Origin of the sequence: Rathayibacter sp. AY1C4 (assembly GCF_002932195.1) — a bacterium.
In the GTDB taxonomy this organism is placed as follows: Bacteria; Actinomycetota; Actinomycetes; order Actinomycetales; family Microbacteriaceae; genus Rathayibacter.
Window position 1 is genome coordinate 1 of record NZ_PSWE01000028.1, and the last position, 20206, is coordinate 20206.

Here is a 20206-nt window from a genome sequence, read left to right on the forward strand (position 1 = left end):
GAAGCCGTAGGTGCCCAGCACGGGGAGCAGCTCGCGGCGAGCGACCTGCGCGTCACGGTCGCACCCGGCTACGAGACCTCCGGCGAGCCGCTGGACCTCTGGATCGGCGTCCGGCGCAGTGGTGCCGGAGTCGGCGCCCGGTGTGGAGTCCTGGACGCGGATCGACCCGCCCTCCTGGGCGATGCGGACCACGAACGGCTCGGCCTCGGGATCGCCGAAGGTCTGCGTCCACAGCTGACGGCCGTCGGCGGTGCGGACCTCGCGGGGCGCGTCGATCGCGCCTCCGTCGGCGTCCAGAACGAGGAGCTCGGTGTCCTCCGTGGTCGCCTCGAGGCGGACCGCCGTTCCCGCCATCGTGGCGACGGACACGTGCCCGTAGCCGATCCAGAGGTCCAGCGGCTCGCCGGAGGTCTCGTAGCCGGGTGCGACCGTGACGCGCAGGTCGCTCGCCGCGAGCGTCGCGTAGCGGCCGGGAGCGGCGCTCGAGAAGCCGTAGGTGCCCAGCACGGGGAGCAGCTCGCGGTCGGTCGGCAGCACGGCGGCGCAGGCGGCCGTGACCAGCGCGACCGTCGCGAGGGCGACCAGCGCGATCGCGCGCCTCCGGAACAGGCCGGCGAGCACGATCACCACGGCGAGCACGAGCGCGGCCGAGGCGGCTCCGACGACGAGGGCCGTCGGCCCGGAGGCGGTGAGCGAGACCAGTGCGCCGGTCAGTGCGGCGGCGCCCAGGGCGAGCAGCGTGAGGCTCGCCCGCAGCCGGGGGTTCGCGGCGCGTCGGAGGCGCTGGCGCTCCAGGCGCGCGGCGGTGACGGCGGCGGCGGCGACTCGCGCCTCCTCCGCCCGGGCGCGGGCCGTCTCGCGGGCCGACGCGCTCTGCTGGGCGCGGAACGCCTCCCGCTCGGCCCGCCAGGCCTCCTGGCGCTCGCGCCACTCGGCGACGGCCTCGGGGGACGAGGGGCGCTCGTCCTGCAGGCCGGGGTCGGGTGCGGGGTAGGCCGGAGCGGAGGGCGCGGGGTAGGGGAGCGTCGCGGAGGGGTGTGCGGACGGGGATGCCGGGGCCGGGTGGGCGGCCGCGTCGTCCGACCGCCGGCTCCGCCGCACGATCCAGACCACGAAGGCCACGATCAGCCCGAGCACCACGAGCGACCACAGCGTCCGCCCGGTCGCGGGTGCCCAGGGCATCGCCCCGGTGTACGCGCCGCCGAGCGACCAGAAGCCCTGCGCCACCGGCAGCATCGAGGCGAGCACGAGGACGCCGATCCCGGCGTGCACCCGGTCGAGCGAGCCGCGGAGCAGCCGCTCCACCGGCAGGGCGCCGTCCTGGTCGGGCAGCAGCAGCCAGGCCGCGGCGTAGAGGAGGAGCGCGGGCCCGCCCAGCACTGCGACGACGAGCACGATCCCGCGCACGATCAGCGGGTCGATGCCGAGCCGGTCGGCGATCCCCGCGCAGACGCCGCCGATCCAGCCGGGACGGCGGGGCAGGTCGAGGCCGCGCAGCCAGAGCACGAAGCGGTTCTCGGGCGCGGGGGGCGGATCGGCGGGGCCGGGGGCTCCCGGGCCGGGGCTCTCGGGGCCGGCGGCTCCGGGATCCGTCCCGATCGGCGTCGTCGCTGTGCTCGCCGCCTCCGTGCCGTCCGGCTCCGCGGAGCCCGGCGGGGTCGTGCTCTGTCCTGTCATGCTGCGAGTCTCCCGTGCGCTCCACGGCCCGGACCATCGGGGGAACCCCTGATCCGACCCCGAGAGCACCCCCGATCGTGCGGCCGACCTGTTTGGATGCAGGGGTGAGCACAGTCCCCGGCACCGCCGTCCGCCCCCCGCTGCAGCGGCCGCGGACGATGCTGCTCGGCGGAGTGTGCACCGCGGTCGCCGACCACCTCGGCTGGAGCGTGCGGAGGACCCGCCTCCTGGCCGTCCTCACGACCGCGCTCGGCGGGGGCGGCGCGCTCCTCTACCTCTGGCTCTGGGCCCTGGTGCCCCTCGCGCCGCTCGACTCGCGCGACGCGGATCCGGCCGTCCGCCGCTCCGCTCCCGTGGCCGGCCTGCTGACCCTCGCCGCCGCCGTCGCGGCGCTCGCCGTGCTGATCACCGTCGACAGCGGCGACGACGCCGACATCACGCGCGCGCTCGTCGCCGTCGGCCTGCTCGCGGGAGGAGCCGTCGGCTGGAGCCTCGGGCTCGACCGCGGCGACGCCGTCCGCCCCGCCCGGTACGGCTCCGCGGTGCGCCTCGCCTCCTGCGCGCTGCTGGTGCTCGCCGGAGCGGCCGTGCTCACCGGCCGCCCGAGCGCCCTCAACGCGGTGCTCGCCGTGGGCGTGCTGCTGATCGCCGCCGGTGTGCTGGCCGCGCCCCGGGTGGTGACCCTCTGGTCCGAGCTGATGGGCGAGCGGGCCGCCCGCGTGCGCGAGGAGCAGCGGGCCGAGATCGCCGCGCACCTGCACGACTCCGTGCTGCAGACCCTCGCGCTCATCCAGAACCGCGCCGGAGCCTCGAGCGAGGTCGCCCGCATCGCCCGCGCCCAGGAGCGGGAGCTGCGCGACTGGCTGTTCGAGCGCGACGTCCCGGTCGCCAACGACCTGGCCGCCGAGGTCCGAGCGATCGCCGCCGCCGTCGAGCTCGACTACCCCGTGCACCTCGAGGTGGTGGCCGTCGGAGCGTCCGTCCCCGGCGCCGCCGCGCTCCTCGCCGCGACCCGCGAGGCCGTGCTGAACGCGGCCCGGCACGCGGGCGGCGACGTCTCGGTGTACCTCGAGTCCTCCGTGCAGGGCGTCGACGTGTTCGTGCGCGACCGCGGCCCCGGCGTCGTCCTCGACGAGGTGCCCGGGGACCGCCTCGGCATCCGCGAGTCGATCATCGGCCGGATGGCGCGCGCGGGCGGCAGCGCGACCGTGCGCCCCGGAGTCGGCGGCACCGGCACCGAGGTGCATCTGCGGCTCCCCGCGGAGGTCGAGCGGTGACCCGCGTGCTGCTGGTCGACGACCACTCCATCTTCCGCTCCGGCCTGCGGGCCGACCTCGCCCCCGAGCTCGAGGTCGTCGGGGAGGCGGCCGACGTCGACTCCGCCGTCGGCCTGGTCGCCTCGCTCGCGCCCGAGGTGGTGCTGCTCGACGTGCACCTGCCGGGCGGTGCGGGCGGAGGCGGGGCCGAGGTGCTGCGGCGCAGCGCCGGGTCGTCGTCGCGCTTCCTGGCGCTGAGCGTCTCGGACGCTGCGGAGGACGTGGTCGGCGTGATCCGCGCCGGCGCACGCGGCTACATCACCAAGGCCAGCTCCGGAGCCGAGGTGAGCCGGGCCGTGCTCGCGGTGGCGGGCGGGGACGCCGTGTTCTCGCCGCGCTTGGCCGGCTTCGTGCTCGACGCCTTCGGGGCGCTGGCGGGCGAGCAGGCGGAGTCGGTGGACGAGCTCGACCGGCTCTCGGCCCGCGAGCGCGAGGTGATGCGCCTGATCGCCCGCGGCTACGCCTACAAGGAGGCGGCGGCCGAGCTCTTCATCTCGGTCAAGACGGTCGAGTCCCACGTCTCCGCCGTCCTCCGCAAGCTGCAGCTCTCCTCCCGCTACGAGCTCACCGCCTGGGCCTCCGCGCGCCGCCTGCTCTGAGGCGCGCGCGAGCAGTCAACCCCGTCCCTCCTCCCGCTCCTGCCGTCCGACACTGTCGGGACACGACAGGAAAGGACGACCCGATGGTGACCACCACCCCCGCTCTCCCGACCCTGGCCGAGCTCCTCCGCGACTCCCGGCCCGTGTCGCAGCTCTACGTCGACCTCGCGATCGACTCCGGCGATCCGCCGGACATCTCGCTCGAGCGCGCCACGTCCCTCGGAGACGAGCTCGCCCGCCAGGGTGCGCCGCAGGCCGACATCCGGGCCCTCACCGCTCTGCTCGAGGGGGCCGGGCGCCCCCAGGGCGGCTGCTGCCTCTTCGCGGTCGCCGTGGACGGGAGGGTCGTGCTGAACGAGGTGCTGCCGGGTCGGCCGGTCGCGCCCGAGGGCGTCTCCTACAGCCCGCTCCCCGACATCGTGCCGCTGCTGCAGCACCGGCCCGACCTGCGCGTCCTCGTCGTCGAGACCTCGCGGGACGGCGGCGAGATCCGCCTGCACCGCCTGGGCGCGCAGCGACCCGAGGCCGAGCAGGCCGTGCAGGGCCGCACCGACACCCTCCACAAGGCGCAGGCCGGCGGCTGGCGGCACGACCGGTTCCACCACCACGCGGAGGAGATCTGGCGGCGCACGCAGGCCGAGCTCGCCGCCGCGGTGGACGAGCTCGTGCGCGTGCACCGGCCGTGCCTGCTGGTCGTCGCGGGGGACATCCACGCCCGGCAGCTGCTCGCGCAGCAGCTCTCGCCGAGCAGCGCCGCGATCCTGGCCGTCGAGCCCGTGAACACGCGGGCCGCCGGCAGCGAGGAGGGGGCGCTGGAGCGGTTCGTCGACGAGCAGCTCGACCGCATCCTGCTGCGCGAGAAGGAGGACGTGCTCGACGCCCTGCGCACCGGGGAGCCGCGCCGCACCGTCGAGTACTCGCTCGGCGCGATCGTCACGGCGCTGGCCTCGGCACAGGTCGAGACGCTGGTACTCGACCCCGGCCGGCTGCGCGAGCGCGCTCTGCTGGCGCTCGCCGCGGAGCCGTGGGTCGCGTCGGCCCCGGAGGAGGCGCTGGGCGCCGAGGTGATCGACTCCGTCGACGCCGCCCTCGCGCTGGCCCGCGCCGCCGTGCTCACGGACGCGCGCGTGCTCGTCACCGACTCCCGCACCGCTCCGGAGGGGATCGACGTGGTGACGCTGCCGCACGGCCCCGACGCCGCGGCGATCCTCCGCTGGCGCACCGGCCCGCCGGTCCCGGGGGCCTGAGCGGCGGGTCCCCGAGCGCGACAGGGCCCGGGCCCCGATCCTGCGATCGGTCCCGGGCCCTGTCACGCCTCACGCCTGCTGGTCGTCCTCGCCCTCGGAGGCCGCGCGGCGGCGCGCTCCGAGTCCGAGCGCGGTGGCGCCCGCGGCCAGGAGCGCGGTGGCGCCCGCGATCAGGCCGACGCTCTCGACTCCGGTCGAGGCCAGCCCGCCGCCCGAGCCCCCGACGGGCAGCGGGGTGGGAGTGCCGGTCGGCGCGGTCGTGGGCACCGGGGACGGAGCCGCGGTGGGCGCCGCGGTCGGCCCGGCGGTCGGCGCCGTGGTGGGAGTCGCCGTGGGCGCGGTGGTCGGCGGGGTCGTCGGTGCCGTGGTCGGCCCGGCGGTCGGCGTCGGAGTCGGCGCCACCACCTGCGACGCCGGCAGGATCTGCACGATGGTCGGACGCGGTGCCGCCACCGCTCCCGCCGCCGTCGATCCGTAGTCCGGGAAGAACGAGGTCGGCGCCTCGAAGGTGCCCTCCTCGCCCGGGTGCTGCACCGCCACGAACACGTGCTGGTCGAGGTCGTGGACGATCGGTCCGCAGGTCTCGGCGTCGCGGGGCACCGAGAGGAACTGCTCCACCCTGCCGCGCGTCGCGCCCTCGAGCGCGACCTTGAAGAGCCCGTCGTTGTAGCCGATGCCGCTCGGGGCGCCGTCGGTCGAGATCCAGAGGTTCCCGACCGAGTCGAAGGCCAGGTTGTCCGGGCACGAGATCGGCGAGACCTGGTCCGCCGGGAAGCCGGAGAAGTAGACGACGTCGCCCTGCGCCTGGTCGCCGCAGAGCATCAGCAGGTTCCAGGTGAAGGTGCGGCCGGTCTGGTCGCCGCCGTCCTCGATGATCTCGACGATGTGGCCGTCGCGGTTCTCGGTGCGCGGGTTGACCTCGGTCGCTCCCTCCTTCGCGCCCTCGGTGCCGCGGGCGGAGTTGTTGGTGCAGGCCACGTAGATCCGGCCGCTGACCAGGCTGGGCTGCACGTCCTCGCAGCGGTCCATCTTGGTCGCGCCCGCGGCGTCCGCCGCCTGGCGGGTGTGGACGAGCACCTCGGCGACGCTCATCCCGGCGATCGTCGAGGCGCCGTTCAGCACCAGGGGCAGCCACTCGCCGATGCCGTCGAAGCCGCCGTCCGAGGGGACCGCCCCGGTGCCGGTGATCTCGGCCACGGGGGAGTCGCCGGTGAAGCGGGCGACGTAGAGGTCGCCCTCCTCCAGCAGGGTCTTGTTGTGGGCGCGGTCGCCCTCGATGTAGCGCTTCGTCGAGACGAACTTGTAGAGGTAGTCGAAGCGCTCGTCGTCCCCCTGGTACGCGACCACGCGGCCGTCCGGGGCGATGATGACGTTCGCGCCCTCGTGCTTGAGCCGGCCGAGCGCCGTGTGCTTCTTCGGCGTGGAGTCGGGGTCGAAGGGGTCGAACTCCACGATCCAGCCGAAGCGGTTCGGCTCGTTCTCGTAGCCCGGGGTGCGGGCGTCGAAGCGGGGGTCGTCGAGCTCCCAGAGGCGCGAGGTCTCGGAGTCGGCGAGGCCGTAGCGCTTCTCGGCGTCGCTCGTGCCGACGGCGCGGAAGTAGCCGTTGAAGTTCTCCTCGCCCGAGAGGATCGTGCCCCACGGCGTCGTGCCCCCGGAGCAGTTGCCGAGCGTGCCGAGCACGGTGCGGCCCTCGGGGTCGGCGACCGTCTTCAGCGGGTCGGTGCCGGCGGCGGCGCCGGTCACCTCGTAGGGGGTGTCGATCAGGTAGCGGCGGTTGCGCTCGCCCCCGCGGACGTAGGCCCACGGGCGGTCGACCGCGGTGCGGACCAGCTCGACGACGCTGAGGCCGTGGGCGGCGCGGCCGACGGCGCGCACGCGCTCCGGCTCCGCCTCGAGCTGCGCGGCCGGGAACATGATGCTCTCGTTCGTGTACTCGTGGTTCACGACGAGCAGGGCGCGGAGGCGCTTCGAGCCCGGGATCTCGACGATGTCGGTGTAGTCGTTGTTGTAGCCGAACTGCGCGGCCTGGGCGGCCTCCGTCTGGTCGGCGATGTCGAAGGCGGGGCTGTCGGCGAAGAGCGGGTCGCCCCAGCGGATGATCGGCTGCCAGGCGAAGCCCTCGGGGACGGTGAACCGGTCGACCGTGTACGGCACCGGAGCGATGGGAGTGAAGGCGAGCGGCGAGCCGTCGGCCGCGGTCGCCACGGCCGCCTCGGCGGTGGGCGCTCCTCCGGCGGAGGCGACGGCGACGGTGACCGCGCCGGCCAGGCCGAGGCCGAGGGCGCTGCGGCGGGAGAGCTGCGACGAGACGATGTCGCGGAAGTAGCTGTTGTGCGACGTGTTGCAGGTCGCGGTGGAGCAGGCGTTGGCGCACTTCAGCGCGCAGGTGACGGGGCTGCGCTTGCCGCGCACGTGGCCGGCCATCGGGAGGAGGAGCGGGCGGCGGGCGGTGTCTGACATGGAGGTCCTTCGATCACGAGCAGGAGACGCGATCGAGGCAAGCAGGGGGAGGGGGCGCCGATGCCGCCGGGTGGAGGCTCCTCCCTGAACGGATTGTGAACGTTCTCACAAGAAGGTGAGGCTCACCTTCCCTCCCGGCGGCCCTCCGAGCGCGCCTCCAGGACCGCCCCGACGTTCCCCGCGATCCACTCGACGACCGGCAGCAGCCGATCCGCCAGCTCCGCTCCCAGCGGCGTCAGCCGGTACTCGACGTGCGGCGGGACGACCGGCCGCGCCTCGCGGTGCACGAAGCCGTCCTCCTCCAGGATCCGCAACGTCTGAGCGAGCATCTTCTCGCTGATCCCGCCGATCCGGCGCCGCAGAGCGCTCCAGCGCAGCGTGCCCGGAGCGAGCGCCGCGAGCACCAGGACGCCCCACTTGCTGGTGACGTGGCCGAAGACCTCGCGGCTCGGGCAGTCGGCGGAGTAGACGTCCCCGGCGAGCAGGGGGGAGTCGGCGATCGTCATGGGTGCTCCTCGGGACAGGGGTGATGACAGTACTAACGAAATAGTGGGTACTGCATTCCGGGAAGCAGGAGGAGGATGCGCCGGTTGCACCCTCCTGGCGGCGGACCCCGCCCGCCCCACCCGTCAGGAAGGACCCCTCATGACCCTCGTCGTCACCGGAGCCACCGGTCACCTCGGCCGTCTCGCCGTCGAGCACCTGCTCGCCCGCGGCACCGCCGCCTCCGACATCGTCGCCACCGGCCGCGACGCCGCGAAGCTCGAGGCGCTCGCCGCCGACCTCGGCGTCCGCACCGCCGTCGCGGACTTCGACGACCCCGCCTCGCTCGACGACGCCTTCTCCGGCGCCGAGGCCGTCCTCCTCGTCTCGGGCTCCGAGGTCGGCAGGCGCGTCGCGCAGCACACCGCCGCGATCGACGCCGCCGTCCGCGCCGGCGCGCGCCTGGTCTACACGAGCGCCCCGAAGGCGACCACGAGCGCGCTCATCCTCGCCCCCGAGCACAAGGCCACGGAGGAGGCGATCGCCGCCAGCGGCGTCCCCGCCGTCGTCCTCCGCAACGGCTGGTACAACGAGAACTACGAGCAGACCGTCGCCGAGCTCGCCTCCACCGGCAGCACCCTCTCGAGCGCCGGCGAGGGCCGCGTCGCCAGCGCCGCGCGCACCGACTACGCCGAGGCCGCAGCGGTCGCCCTGACCGACCCGTCCCTGGTCGGCACCGTGCACGAGCTCTCCGGCGACACCGCCTGGAGCTTCGACGAGCTGGCCGCGATCGTCGCCGAGGTCGCCGGACGCGACGCCGCGATCAGTCACGTCTCCTCCGACGAGCACGCCCGCGTCCTCACCGGCGCCGGCGTCCCCGAGGGCGGAGTCGGCTTCGTCGTCGGCCTCGACGCGAACATCGCCGACGGCCTCCTCGGCGGGACCGACGGCTCGCTCGCCCGCCTGATCGGGCGGCCGACCACGCCGATCCGCGCGTACGTCGAGGAGCAGCTCGGGCGCTGACGCTCCGGCGTCCCCGTCGGCCACCGTCCGGCTCGCAGGAGCAGTCCGCCCCCGCGAGCCGGACGGTGGCGCGCCCGGCCCTCCCGCGGCTCCGCGCCCGCCCTCCGCGGCTCCGCGCTCGACCCGCCGCACCTCGCGCCACCGTGTCGGCGGCCCGACGTAGGCTGTCCGCCATGACCTCGACGACGCCTCGCTCCGGTATCGACCGCTCCGAACTCGACCCCGCGACGCGCCCGCAGGACGACCTCTACCGGCACGTCAACGGGCTCTGGATCGACCGCACCGAGATCCCCGCCGACAAGGCGCGCTACGGCTCCTTCCACGTCCTCCAGGAGGAGGCGGAGAAGGCCGTGCGCGACATCATCGTCGAGGCGCAGACCGCGCAGCACGGCACCGAGGAGCGCCTGTTCGGCGACCTCTACGCCTCCTTCATGGACGAGGAGCGGGCCGAGGAGCTCGGCGCCGCCCCGATCGCCGACGACCTCGCCGCCGTGCAGCGGGTCGACTCGATCCCCGGCCTGCTCCGCGCGGTCGGCGCCTTCGAGCGCACCGGCGTCCCCGGGCTCTTCGGCCTCTTCGTCGACAACGACCCGGGCAGCCCCGAGCGCTACCTCGTCTTCGTCAACCAGGGCGGCCTCGGCCTGCCGGACGAGAGCTACTACCGCGAGGAGGAGTTCGCCTCCGTCCGCGAGGCCTACACGCCGTTCGTCGCGCGGATGCTGGCGCTGGCCGGCATCGACGCCGCCGAGGCCCGCGCCGAGCGCATCGTCGCCCTCGAGACCGATCTGGCTGCCGCCCACTGGGACAAGGTCCGCAGCCGCGACAGCCAGGCGACCTACAACCTCCGCTCCTGGTCCGAGGTCGAGGAGCTCGCCGCGGGCGTCGACCTCGGCGTGTGGCTCACTGCGATGGGCGCTCCGGAGGGGGCGCTCGCCGAGGTGGTCGTCCGCCAGCCGAGCTTCCTCCAGGGCCTCGCGGGCCTGCTCATCGAGGACCGGCTCCCGGCCTGGCGCGACTGGCTGTCCTGGCAGGTGATCCGCGGAGCCGCGGCCTACCTGTCCAGCGGCTTCGTCGACGCCAACTTCGACTTCTACGGCCGCACCCTCACCGGCACCCCGCAGAAGCGGGAGCGCTGGAAGCGCGCCGTCTCGCTCGTCGAGGGGTCGCTCGGCGAGGCGGTCGGCCGCACCTACGTCGCCCGCCACTTCCCCGAGACGGCGAAGGCCGCGATGGACGTGCTGGTCGCGAACCTCATCGAGGCGTACCGCCGCTCCATCGTCGACCTGGAGTGGATGAGCCCCGCCACCCGCGAGCGCGCGCTCGAGAAGCTCGCGAAGTTCACGCCCAAGATCGGCTACCCGGTGCGCTGGCGCGACTACTCCGCCCTCTCGATCGACCCGGCCGACCTGCTCGGCAACGCCCGCCGCGTGGCCGAGTTCGAGTTCGCCCGCGAGCTCGGCAAGATCGGCCGCCCGCTCGACCGCGACGAGTGGTTCATGACCCCGCAGACGATCAACGCGTACTACAACCCGGGCTTCAACGAGATCGTCTTCCCGGCCGCGATCCTGCAGTTCCCCTTCTTCGACGAGGCCCGCGACCCCGCCGCGAACTACGGAGCGATCGGCGCCGTCATCGGTCACGAGATCGGCCACGGCTTCGACGACCAGGGCTCGCGCTTCGACGGCGACGGCCGCCTCACCGACTGGTGGACCGAGGAGGACCGGGCCGCGTTCGAGGAGCGGACGAAGGCGCTCATCGCGCAGTACGACGCGCTCGCTCCCGCGACCACGCCCGGGCACCACGTGAACGGCGCCCTGACCATCGGCGAGAACATCGGCGACCTCGGCGGTCTCGGCATCGCCTGGAAGGCGTACCTGCTCTCGCTGGACGGCGAGGAGCCGCCCGTCGTGGACGGCCTGACCGGCGCCGAGCGCTTCTTCCTCTCCTGGGCGCAGGCCTGGCAGCAGAAGTCCCGCGACGAGGAGACGATCCGCCTCCTCGCCATCGATCCGCACGCTCCGGCCGAGTTCCGCTGCAACCAGATCGTCCGGAACATCGACGAGTTCTACGCTACTTTTGACGTCTCCGAAGGCGACGCCCTCTGGCTCTCCCCGAGCGAGCGCGTCACCATCTGGTAGTCGCCGCCGACCACCTCCGCACCACGGACGAGGAGCCCCGGGCATCGAGAGCCGACCGATGCCGCGGGGTCGTCCGCCGATCGCGCGTCCTGCCGGCGCGTGAGGACCCAGGTCCCCCCTCCGCACGACCGCACTCCCGACCCGTAGAGGGGCCGTACCCGTGGTGATCCCCACCAGCGAGACCCGCCGTGAGAGCCGACGCAACCGCCGGGGGCGCCACAAGGGCGGCGGCGACCGCGAGAACTTCCAGCGCGGCTTCGACGCCCTCGGCCGTCTCGCGATCGACGGGGTCGTCGTCTCGGCGCGCGCCGTCGACCTGGCGACCGGCCGCACCCTGTTCGCGGTCGACGACTCCGTCTCGATGCCCACCGCCTCCCTCGGCACCGTCGTGCTGCTGATCGAGGTCGCCGCCCGGCTGGCGAACGAGCCGCAGGAGAACCTGCGCCTGGTCGACCGGACCGCGGCGGACGCGGTCTCGGGCTCCGGGCTCTGGCAGCACCTCCAGGTGCCGTCGATGCCGATCGCCGACCTCGCCGCCCTCGTCGGGGCCTCCAGCGACAACCTCGCGACCAACGTCCTGCTGCGCCGCGTCGGTCTCGACGCCGTGCGCGAGCGGGCCGAGGCGCTCGGCCTCTCCCGCACCGCCCTGCTCGACGTCGTGCGCGACGAGCGCGGCCCGGACGACGCGCCGCAGCTCTCGATCGGCTCCGCCCGCGAGCTGACCTGGCTGCTCGCCACCCTCGCGAACGGCGAGATCGTGGACGCCGCCGTGAGCTCGCGGGTGATCGGCTGGCTCTCGCTCGGCACCGACCTCTCGATGGTCGCCGCCTCGTTCGGGCTCGACCCGCTCGCGCACCGCCACCCCGACCACGGGGTCCTGCTCGTCAACGCGACCGGCACCGACGTCGGCGTCCGCGCCGAGGCCGGCGTCCTCCGCGGCCCGCGCGCCGGAGTCGCCTACGCGGTCGCCACCCAGTTCGACGACACGACCCTGCACTACCGCCTCGCGGTGCTGGAGGGCATGCGCACCCTCGGAGCCGACCTGCTCGAGTACGTGCACTGACGGCTGCCGGGGCGGAGGCTCCTCCGGAGCAGGCCGACCCCGCGGGGCCCCTCGGGTGCCCCGTCAAGTCCGTGACCGCCTCCGGGGACGCGACCTAGGCTGCCCGCAGCGGCGCCGCCTCCCGGGCGCACCGCGGAGAGGGAACCATGAGCAGCTTCGGCTTCGACGCCCCCGAGGACGTCACCGACACCACCCGCCCCGACGGCGACTCCCTGCCGGTCCCGCCGGAGGACCCGGCCGAGATCGACGACCCCGAGTCGATCGACGAGGCGCTCGACCAGGGCGCCGACGCCCGCCTCGGCGACGACCAGGACCCGCCGGAGCACCCCTTCATCCCGTCGCCCAGCTGATCGGCCGGCCGGGCGCCCCAGCGGCGCCCGGCCTCCTCCGACCTGGCTGCTCCTCAGAGCCGACTACTCCTTCGACCCCGGCTTCAGGCGGTGCGCGAGGCGCTTGATCGGGTGGGCGGGCTCGCGCTCCGCCGGATCCTCGACCTCGAGGCCGTAGAACGTGCCGATGTCGCCGACGAACGCCTTGCGGCGGGCCTTGTCGTAGGCGCGGATCTCGCGGCGGAAGGCGATCACCGTCGCGACGCACATCAGGATCATCACGACGCTGAACGGCAGGGCCGAGAGGATCGCCGCGGTCTGCAGGGCGTCGAGGCCGCCGGCGACCAGGAGCGACAGGGCGAGCAGCGCGGTCGCGACGGCGAAGAACACGCGGATGCGGTTGCGCGGCTCCGGCTCGCCGCCGGTCGCGATCATCGACATCACGAGCGCTCCGGAGTCGGCGGAGGTCACGAAGAAGACGCCGATCAGGAGGATCGCGCCGATCGTCAGCACCGAGCCCGCGGGCAGTCCCTGCAGCATCGAGAAGAGCGCCAGGTTGGTGTCGACCGAGCCGTCGGCGCCGACGAGGCCGCCGTCGCCGTAGAGCTCGCGGTAGATGGCGGTGCCGCCGAGGACGCTGAACCAGAGGAAGGTCATGATCGTCGGCACGAGCAGCACGCCGCCGACGAACTCGCGGACCGTCCGGCCCTTGGAGACGCGGGCGATGAAGATGCCGACGAACGGCGCCCACGACATCCACCAGCCCCAGTAGAACGTGGTCCACGAGGCCTGCCACTGCTCGCCCTCGCGCCCGGCGTAGGCGCTGACCGTGAAGGTCAGGCCGATGAAGTTCTGCAGGTAGTTGCCGAGCGACTGCACGAACTCGCGGAGGAGGAACTGGGTCGGGCCGGCGACGAGCACGAAGACGAGGAGCGCGGCGGCGAGCAGCAGGTTGCCGGTCGAGAGCCACTTCATGCCCTTGCCCACGCCCGAGATCAGCGAGAAGACGGTCAGGCCCGTGACCACGGCGATGACCACGATCTGCACGGTGAGCGACGACTCCACGATGCCGCTCGCCTCCAGGCCCGCCGAGATCTGGGTGACGCCCAGGCCGAGCGAGGTCGCGACTCCGAACATGGTGCCGACCAGGGCGACCACGTCGATCGCGTTGCCCCAGCCGCCGCGGACCCGGCGGCCCAGCAGCGGCTCCAGCGCCCAGCGGATCGACACCGGCCGCTTGCGGCGGTGGATCGCGTAGGCGAGGGCGAGGCCGACCACCACGTAGATGGACCAGGCGTGGACGCCCCAGTGCAGGTAGGTCTGCGAGATCGCGCTCTGCGCGAGCTGCGTCTCGGTGCCGGTGACGCCCGGGCGCGGAGTGGCGAAGTGGGTGAGCGGCTCTGCGACGCCGTAGAAGACGAGGCCGATGCCCATGCCGGCGGCGAAGAGGAGCGAGATCCAGGCGAGCATCGAGAACTCGGGCTCGTCGTCGTCGGCGCCGAGCTTGATGTCGCCGAAGCGGCTGACGCCCATCCAGATCGCGAAGGCCACGAAGACCGCGGCGATCAGCACGTAGTACCAGCTGAACGTGTTGACGACCGTGGTCTGCAGTGTCGAGAACACGGAGGTCGCGGCGTCGGGCGCGAGGATCGCGAAGGCCGCGATCGACAGCGTCAGGACGGCGGCGGGCCAGAAGACCCACCGCGCGAGGCGGTGCGGAGGGGCGGTCGTGCCCGCGGTGGCGGGGGCGGTGTCCGGGGAGGACGGGTGCTCGGACATGGGGTCCTCTCGTCGGCGGCAACCGTCCACGGTACACGGGGGCCCGTCGGCGGCCCCGGCCGGGGGAGCCGGGCTGGCATGATCCGGCCCCGGTGCGGGAGGCTGGACCCGTGCAGTTCAGAGTCTTCACCGAACCCCAGCAGGGCGCGAGCTACGAGGACCTCCTCGCCGTCGCGCAGGCCGCCGAGAGCCTGGGCTACGACGGCTTCTTCCGCTCCGACCACTACCTCCGGATGGGGGACGGCGATCCCGGCGTGGGCCCGTCCGACGCGTGGACGACGCTCGCCGGCCTCGCCCGCGAGACCGAGCGGATCGCGCTCGGCACCCTCGTCTCCTCCGTCACCTACCGGCCGCCGGGGATCCTCGCGATCCAGGTCGCCCAGGTCGACGCGATGTCCGGGGGCCGTGCCGAGCTCGGCCTCGGCACCGGCTGGTTCGAGCAGGAGCACGCCGCGTACGGCATCCCCTTCCCTCCGCGCCGCTTCGACCTCCTCGAGGAGCAGCTCGAGATCGTGACCGGCCTGTGGTCGACGCCGGTCGGCGAGCGCTACTCCTTCGCCGGCGAGCACTACACGCTGACCGACTCCCCTGCCCTGCCCAAGCCCGCCCGCCTGCCGCTGCCGGTGATCGTCGGTGGCGGCGGCCCCAAGCGCACCCCGGCGCTCGCGGCGCGGTTCGCGAGCGAGTTCAATCTGCCCTTCCCCGAGTTCGACGCGATCCCGGGGGCCTTCGAGCGCGTCGACGAGGCGTGCCGGGCGATCGGGCGCGAGCCCTCGTCGCTGGTGCACTCGGTCGCGCTGATCGCGGTCGGCGGAGGGGACGAGGCGGAGTTCACGCGTCGTGCGGCGGCGATCGGCCGCGAGCCCGCCGAGCTGCGCGAGCACGGAGTGGCCGGCGGCGTCGACGAGGCGGTCGACCGCCTCGAGTCCCTCCGCGAGGCCGGCTGCGAGCGCGTCTACCTGCAGTTCATGGACCTGCAGGACCTCGACCACCTCGACTTCTTCGCCCGGGAGGTCCTGCCGCGCCTGTCGGCGTAGGGCGGGCGCCGCTGCTGACTCTGCTCCGACCGTCCAGGAGTCGTCGCACTCGCGCTCGACTGCGACGACTCCTGGCTTCTCGCGGTCCCCGTCCTCGTGCCCCCGCGCCGAGTGCGACGACTCCTGGTCACTCGGGGGCTGCGGGCAGCACGCTCCGGCCCGCGCGCCCGGGCGTCCGCCCGCGCCGCGGCCTACGCTGGAGGGATGGCGGACACGATCGAGCGCGCGGACGAGCGCCTGGCGACCCGCTCGGCGGCCGAGGTCCCGTGGATCGTGCTGGTCTGGGACGATCCGGTCAACCTGATGTCGTACGTCTCGTACGTCTTCCGCAGCTACTTCGGCTTCGGCCGGGCCGAGGCGGAGCGGCTGATGCTGCAGGTGCACACCGAGGGGCGCGCGGTCGTCGCGACCGGCAACCGCGAGGAGATGGAGCGGCACGTGGAGGCGATGCACGGCTACGGCCTGTGGGCGACGCTGCAGAAGGCCGACGCGTGAGCGCCCCGCTGCTCCCGGCCGCCGCGGAGACCGGAGAGCACCCCGCTCGCGGCATCCGAGGACTCGGCTGATGCGCGCGTTCCGCCGCGACTCCTCCGGAGCGGCCGTCGCCCGCTTCGACCGCGAGGAGGCCGGGATCCTCCGCCACCTGGCCGGCGAGATGCTCGAGCTGCTCGACCGCGGGGCGTCCTCGGAGGAGGCCCGCTCCGATCCAGCGCTCGCGCGCCTCCTGCCCGACGCCTACCGCGACGACGCCGAGGCGGCCGACGAGTTCCGCCGCTTCACCGCTCCGGACCTCGCCGCCCGCAAGATGGACGACGCCCGCGCCGTCACGGCGGCCCTCGACGCCGGCGACGGCACGAGTCACGGCCGGATCTTCGAGGGGCTGGGCGAGGTCGCGGTCCGTCTCGAGGAGCCGCAGGCGATCGCCTGGCTCCGCGCACTGACCGACATGCGGCTCGCTCTGGCCGTGCGGCTGGGGATCGACGACACCGACGACGTCGTCCCGGAGGAGGGGAGCGCGGCCGCGATCCGCAGCGTCTACGACTGGCTGGGCGGCGTGCAGGACGGACTCGTCCGCGCCGTCGACGTGTGATCCGCTCGTCCTTCCAGCGATTCCACAGCTGTGGACAACCCTGTGGAAAGGTGTGGAGAACCGGCTCCGGGAGCACCTCCGAACGGCGGAGCGCCGGGCGCGGGGGTGTGGAAACGCGTAGCGTCCACCCTGTGAACACTCCGAGCACCGCCGACGCCCAGCGCACCGCCGACGACATCCAGGACTCGCGGGCGGTGCGGACCCTCGCCCGCGGCGGCTTCGCGGCGAACGGCCTCGTCCACCTCCTGATCGGAGTGATCGCGCTCGGCGTGGCCCGCGGCGGCGGAGGCGAGGCCGACCAGAGCGGTGCTCTCGGCGCCCTCGCGGCGCAGCCCGGCGGTCTGGTGATCCTCTGGATCTGCACGGTCGGCCTCTTCGGCCTGGCGCTCTGGGGGCTGCTCGAGGCGTTCCTCGTCCGCCCGCGCGAGAGCGCCCTGAAGACCTGGGGCAGCCGGCTGAAGGAGGCGGGCAAGGCCGTCGTCTACGGCGCCCTCGGCGTGACGGCGCTGAAGTTCGCGACGGGCGGCGGGTCGAGCTCGTCCGAGTCGTCCGAGAGCGCGAGCGCGCAGGTGCTCTCGGCGCCGGGCGGAGTCGTGCTGCTCGTGATCGCGGGACTGGCCGTCCTCGCGGTCGGCGGCGTCTTCGTGTACCGCGGAGCGAGCAGGAAGTTCCTCGAGAACGTCGCGGAGCCGGGCGGTACGGCGGGCACCGTCGTCACCGTGCTCGGCGTCGCCGGCTACGTCGCCAAGGGCGTGGTCCTCGGCGCTCTCGGCGTGCTGCTGATCGTCGCCGCCGTCACCCATGATCCGGAGCAGGCGGGCGGGCTCGACGAGGCGCTGAAGTCGCTCGTGGAGCTGCCGGCAGGTGTGCTCCTCCTCGGCTTCGTCGCCGTCGGGCTCATCGCCTACGGGCTCTTCTGCTTCGCCCGCGCGCGCTGGCCGCGCCTCTGATGTCGGATAGCGGATCCGCTCCTTACATGTCACCCCCCTTCCGCGCAACTGGTCCCGCCGTCCCGGAGTCGGTGACACGCTGAGGCCTGTGAGTGCTGGAGGCGAGGACGCGACCGGTGGACGGGTGCGTCCGCCGCTGACGCAGGACGCCGCCCGTCTGCTGACCCGCTCCGCCACGGGGGACGCCTCCGCTCTGGGAGAGCTCGTCGACCGCTTCGGCGGCCTCGTCTCGGCGTGCGTCGGCACGGTCCAGGCCGACCCGGCCGGCCGCGACCGGCTCTGCACCGACGTCTTCACCGCCGTCTGGCGCCGCTCCCGCGAGGGCGCCCGCTCGCCGGAGCCCGTGCTCTGGGTGCTCGAGGTCCTCTGCGAGACCCTCGGGTCCGCGCACGAGCTCGCCCGGCGTCCGCTCGGCAGCAGCCTGCTCGCCCTCGACTGCCCGGACCGCGAGCTCCTGCTGCTGGCTGCGGCCGGCGGCTTCTCGCAGGCCGAGATCTCGGCGCTGACCGGGATCGACGAGTTCCGGCTGCGCTCGATCCTCCGGAACGCGCTCGAGACGCTCCAGGGCCGCGACAGCGATCTTCTGACGGCCTGACCGCCGGAGCCGTCGCGGGAGTAAAGTTGAGTCCGTCGAACTCAACTTTCGAGCCACGGAGGAGACCACCATCATGCAGGCCGGTCGGATGCCCCAGCAGGACGAGAAGTCCGCACTCGAGCAGTACGGCGTCAACCTGACCGCCATCGCGGCGAGCGGCAAGCTCGACCCGGTGATCGGGAGGGACGCCGAGATCCGGCGCGTCAGCCAGGTGCTCACGCGCCGCACCAAGAACAACCCCGTCCTCATCGGCGAGCCCGGCGTCGGCAAGACCGCCGTCGTCGAGGGGCTCGCCCAGCGGATCGTCGCGGGCGACGTCGCCGAGAGCCTCAAGGGCAAGCAGCTCGTCAGCCTCGACCTCTCGGCCCTGATCGCCGGAGCGAAGTACCGCGGCGAGTTCGAGGAGCGGCTGAAGGCCGTGCTCCAGGAGATCGAGGAGTCCGACGGCCGGATCATCACCTTCATCGACGAGCTGCACACGCTGATGGGCGCGGGCGGCGGCGAGGGATCGGTGGCGGCCGCGAACATGCTCAAGCCCATGCTGGCGCGCGGCGAGCTGCGGATGATCGGCGCGACGACGCTCGACGAGTACCGCCAGTACATCGAGAAGGACGCCGCTCTCGAGCGCCGCTTCCAGCAGGTCTTCGTCGGCGAGCCGACCGTCGAGGACACCGTGGCGATCCTCCGCGGGCTGAAGGAGCGCTACGAGGCGCACCACAAGGTGGCGATCGCCGACTCCGCCCTGGTCGCCGCCGCGTCGCTCTCGAACCGCTACATCACCTCCCGCCAGCTGCCGGACAAGGCGATCGACCTGATCGACGAGGCCGCGTCGCGGCTGCGCATGGAGATCGACTCCGCTCCCGTCGAGATCGACGAGCTGCGCCGCTCCGTCGACCGGCTGAGGCTCGAGGAGCTGGCGCTGAAGAAGGAGAAGGACGAGGCCTCGAAGGCGCGGCTCGAGAAGCTGCGCGAGGACCTGGCCCGCCGCGGCGCCCAGCTCGAGGAGCTGCAGGAGCGGTGGGAGCGCGAGCGCGCCTCCCTCAACCGCGTCGGCGAGCTCAAGAACCGGCTCGACGCCCTGCGGATCGCCGCCGAGCGGGCGCAGCGCGAGGGCAAGCTCGAGCGCGCGTCGAAGCTGCTCTACGGCGACATCCCGGTGATCGAGCGCGAGCTCGCGGCCGCCGAGGCGGAGGAGGAGCCGGCCGAGGGCCGCATGGTCAACGAGCAGGTGACGGCCGACGACATCGCCGCGGTGATCGCCGCCTGGACGGGGATCCCCGTCGGGCGCCTCCTGCAGGGCGAGACCGAGAAGCTGCTGCACCTCGAGACCGAGCTGCACCGCCGACTGATCGGCCAGGACGAGGCGGTGTCGGCCGTCGCGGACGCGGTGCGCCGCACCCGCGCGGGCATCTCCGACCCCGACCGGCCGACCGGCTCCTTCCTCTTCCTCGGGCCGACCGGCGTCGGCAAGACCGAGCTGGCGAAGGCGCTCGCCGACCACCTCTTCGACGACGAGAAGGCGATGGTCCGCATCGACATGTCGGAGTACGGCGAGAAGTTCGCCGTCTCGCGGCTGGTCGGCGCCCCTCCCGGCTACATCGGCTACGAGCAGGGCGGCCAGCTCACGGAGGCGGTCCGCCGCCGCCCGTACTCGGTGGTGCTCCTCGACGAGATCGAGAAGGCGCACCCCGAGGTGTTCGACGTCCTGCTCCAGGTGCTCGACGACGGCCGGCTCACCGACGGCCAGGGGCGGACGGTCGACTTCCGCAACACGATCCTCATCCTCACCTCCAACCTGGGGTCGCAGTTCCTCGTGGACCCGGCGCTGTCACGGCCGCAGAAGGAGGAGGCGGTCCAGCAGATGGTGCGCCAGGCCTTCAAGCCCGAGTTCGTGAACCGGCTCGACGACATCGTGATCTTCGACGCGCTCGACCGCACCGAGCTCGGCGAGATCGTGTCGCTGTACGTCGACCGGCTGTCGAGGAGGCTCTCGGAGCGACGGCTCGACCTGGCGGTGACGCCCGCGGCCCGCGGGTGGCTGGCCGAGCGCGGCTACGACCCGCAGTACGGCGCGCGGCCGCTGCGCCGGCTGATGCAGCGGGCGATCGACGACCAGCTGGCGACGGCGCTGCTCGGCGGCACGGTGCGCGACGGGGACGTGGTGCTGGTGGACGTGGCGCCGGACGGCGAGAGCCTGTCGGTGACGGCCGGGATGCCCGCGTCGGACTGACCGGGGTGCTCGACCCCTGTCGCGAGTCCGCAGACGTCGCGGTTTTCGCGGTCGAGTACCGCTACTCCTGCGTTCCCGCAGGGGGAGGAGCGCGGGGGCGGCGACGGGATGTCTCTCCACAGGGCGCGCGAGGGCGGGAGTCGTCCACAGTCGCGGGATCCGCGGCGCGCCCGTCCGGCGGGCTCCGTAG

At 73.8% G+C, this 20206-nt stretch carries 16 protein-coding genes and 1 pseudogene; 13 read left to right on the plus strand and 4 right to left on the minus strand.

Annotated elements, in window-relative coordinates; all coding sequences use genetic code 11:
- On the minus strand, positions 1-1677 hold a 1677-nt coding region (locus tag C5C99_RS13335), incomplete at its 3' end, for a PspC domain-containing protein (protein ID WP_104340229.1).
- Between the two features lie 104 nt (positions 1678-1781).
- Between C5C99_RS13335 and C5C99_RS13340 the strand changes: the two genes are divergently transcribed.
- The 3 genes from C5C99_RS13340 (at position 1782) to C5C99_RS13350 (ending at position 4839) form a co-directional block, all read left to right on the plus strand.
- A complete protein-coding gene (locus C5C99_RS13340; protein ID WP_104222840.1) occupies positions 1782-2954 on the plus strand; it encodes a sensor histidine kinase in 1173 nt (390 codons plus the stop codon).
- A complete protein-coding gene (locus C5C99_RS13345) occupies positions 2951-3592 on the plus strand; it encodes a response regulator transcription factor (RefSeq protein ID WP_104225749.1) in 642 nt (213 codons plus the stop codon). Before C5C99_RS13340 ends, C5C99_RS13345 begins: the two co-directional genes overlap by 4 nt.
- 83 nt (positions 3593-3675) lie before the next feature.
- The gene (locus C5C99_RS13350; RefSeq protein WP_104340230.1) at positions 3676-4839 is read left to right on the plus strand and encodes a Vms1/Ankzf1 family peptidyl-tRNA hydrolase; all 1164 of its coding nucleotides are present in this window, start codon (positions 3676-3678) and stop codon (positions 4837-4839) included.
- 420 nt (positions 4840-5259) lie between these two features.
- Here the strand turns inward: C5C99_RS13350 and C5C99_RS13355 are convergent.
- Both C5C99_RS13355 and C5C99_RS13360 read right to left on the minus strand, forming a co-directional pair.
- Positions 5260-7299 (minus strand): annotated as a pseudogene (locus tag C5C99_RS13355) (PhoX family phosphatase); the annotation flags it as partial.
- Between the two features lie 122 nt (positions 7300-7421).
- Complete coding sequence (locus C5C99_RS13360) at positions 7422-7805, minus strand: helix-turn-helix domain-containing protein (RefSeq protein ID WP_104340232.1); 384 nt, start codon at positions 7803-7805, stop codon at positions 7422-7424.
- Positions 7806-7944: 139 nt separating this feature from the next.
- Between C5C99_RS13360 and C5C99_RS13365 the strand changes: the two genes are divergently transcribed.
- The 4 genes from C5C99_RS13365 to C5C99_RS13380 all read left to right on the plus strand — a co-directional run bounded on the left by C5C99_RS13365 (position 7945) and on the right by C5C99_RS13380 (position 12356).
- The gene (locus C5C99_RS13365) at positions 7945-8805 is read left to right on the plus strand and encodes an NmrA family NAD(P)-binding protein (protein ID WP_104262604.1); all 861 of its coding nucleotides are present in this window, start codon (positions 7945-7947) and stop codon (positions 8803-8805) included.
- A 173-nt stretch (positions 8806-8978) separates the two neighbouring features.
- Positions 8979-10943: a M13 family metallopeptidase gene (locus tag C5C99_RS13370; protein ID WP_104319342.1), complete on the plus strand. Its 1965-nt coding sequence runs from the start codon at positions 8979-8981 to the stop codon at positions 10941-10943.
- A 160-nt stretch (positions 10944-11103) separates the two neighbouring features.
- Positions 11104-12006: a serine hydrolase gene (locus C5C99_RS13375; RefSeq protein WP_104222833.1), complete on the plus strand. Its 903-nt coding sequence runs from the start codon at positions 11104-11106 to the stop codon at positions 12004-12006.
- Positions 12007-12152: 146 nt separating this feature from the next.
- Positions 12153-12356 (plus strand): hypothetical protein, encoded by a 204-nt coding sequence (locus C5C99_RS13380; RefSeq protein WP_104222832.1) that lies wholly within the window; start codon positions 12153-12155, stop codon positions 12354-12356.
- Between the two features lie 63 nt (positions 12357-12419).
- Here the strand turns inward: C5C99_RS13380 and C5C99_RS13385 are convergent, their stop codons facing one another.
- On the minus strand, positions 12420-14114 hold the full coding sequence (locus C5C99_RS13385) for a BCCT family transporter (protein WP_104239473.1): 1695 nt from the start codon (positions 14112-14114) through the stop codon (positions 12420-12422).
- Between the two features lie 110 nt (positions 14115-14224).
- On the opposite strand from C5C99_RS13385, the gene C5C99_RS13390 reads away from it, so the two are divergent.
- From C5C99_RS13390 to C5C99_RS13415, 6 genes are all read left to right on the plus strand, one after another.
- Positions 14225-15151, plus strand: a complete 927-nt coding sequence (locus tag C5C99_RS13390) for an LLM class F420-dependent oxidoreductase (protein ID WP_104222830.1) — start codon at positions 14225-14227, stop codon at positions 15149-15151.
- A 204-nt stretch (positions 15152-15355) separates the two neighbouring features.
- A complete protein-coding gene (gene clpS, locus C5C99_RS13395; protein ID WP_104222829.1) occupies positions 15356-15646 on the plus strand; it encodes an ATP-dependent Clp protease adapter ClpS in 291 nt (96 codons plus the stop codon).
- Positions 15647-15716: 70 nt separating this feature from the next.
- On the plus strand, positions 15717-16241 hold the full coding sequence (locus tag C5C99_RS13400; protein WP_104225742.1) for a DUF2017 domain-containing protein: 525 nt from the start codon (positions 15717-15719) through the stop codon (positions 16239-16241).
- A gap of 131 nt (positions 16242-16372) precedes the next feature.
- Positions 16373-17191 carry a DUF1206 domain-containing protein gene (locus C5C99_RS13405; protein ID WP_104225741.1) on the plus strand — a complete coding sequence of 273 codons (819 nt, stop codon included), beginning with the start codon at positions 16373-16375 and terminating at the stop codon, positions 17189-17191.
- A gap of 88 nt (positions 17192-17279) precedes the next feature.
- Positions 17280-17786 (plus strand): RNA polymerase sigma factor, encoded by a 507-nt coding sequence (locus C5C99_RS13410; RefSeq protein ID WP_146078885.1) that lies wholly within the window; start codon positions 17280-17282, stop codon positions 17784-17786.
- Positions 17787-17874: 88 nt separating this feature from the next.
- Positions 17875-20016, plus strand: a complete 2142-nt coding sequence (locus C5C99_RS13415; RefSeq protein WP_374952925.1) for an ATP-dependent Clp protease ATP-binding subunit — start codon at positions 17875-17877, stop codon at positions 20014-20016.
- Positions 20017-20206: the final 190 nt, after the last annotated feature.

Excerpts from the sequence above, each read along its gene's own strand:
- C5C99_RS13360 (WP_104340232.1), bottom strand. The coding sequence starts at position 7,805 with ATGACGATCGCCGACTCCCCCCTGCTCGCCGGGGACGTCTACTCCGCC.
- clpS (WP_104222829.1), top strand. The coding sequence starts at position 15,356 with ATGGCGGACACGATCGAGCGCGCGGACGAGCGCCTGGCGACCCGCTCG.
- C5C99_RS13400 (WP_104225742.1), top strand. The coding sequence starts at position 15,717 with ATGCGCGCGTTCCGCCGCGACTCCTCCGGAGCGGCCGTCGCCCGCTTC.
- C5C99_RS13415 (WP_374952925.1), top strand. The coding sequence starts at position 17,875 with ATGCCCCAGCAGGACGAGAAGTCCGCACTCGAGCAGTACGGCGTCAAC.
- C5C99_RS13380 (WP_104222832.1), top strand. The coding sequence starts at position 12,153 with ATGAGCAGCTTCGGCTTCGACGCCCCCGAGGACGTCACCGACACCACC.
- C5C99_RS13365 (WP_104262604.1), top strand. The coding sequence starts at position 7,945 with ATGACCCTCGTCGTCACCGGAGCCACCGGTCACCTCGGCCGTCTCGCC.
- C5C99_RS13350 (WP_104340230.1), top strand. The coding sequence starts at position 3,676 with ATGGTGACCACCACCCCCGCTCTCCCGACCCTGGCCGAGCTCCTCCGC.
- C5C99_RS13385 (WP_104239473.1), bottom strand. The coding sequence starts at position 14,114 with ATGTCCGAGCACCCGTCCTCCCCGGACACCGCCCCCGCCACCGCGGGC.
- C5C99_RS13370 (WP_104319342.1), top strand. The coding sequence starts at position 8,979 with ATGACCTCGACGACGCCTCGCTCCGGTATCGACCGCTCCGAACTCGAC.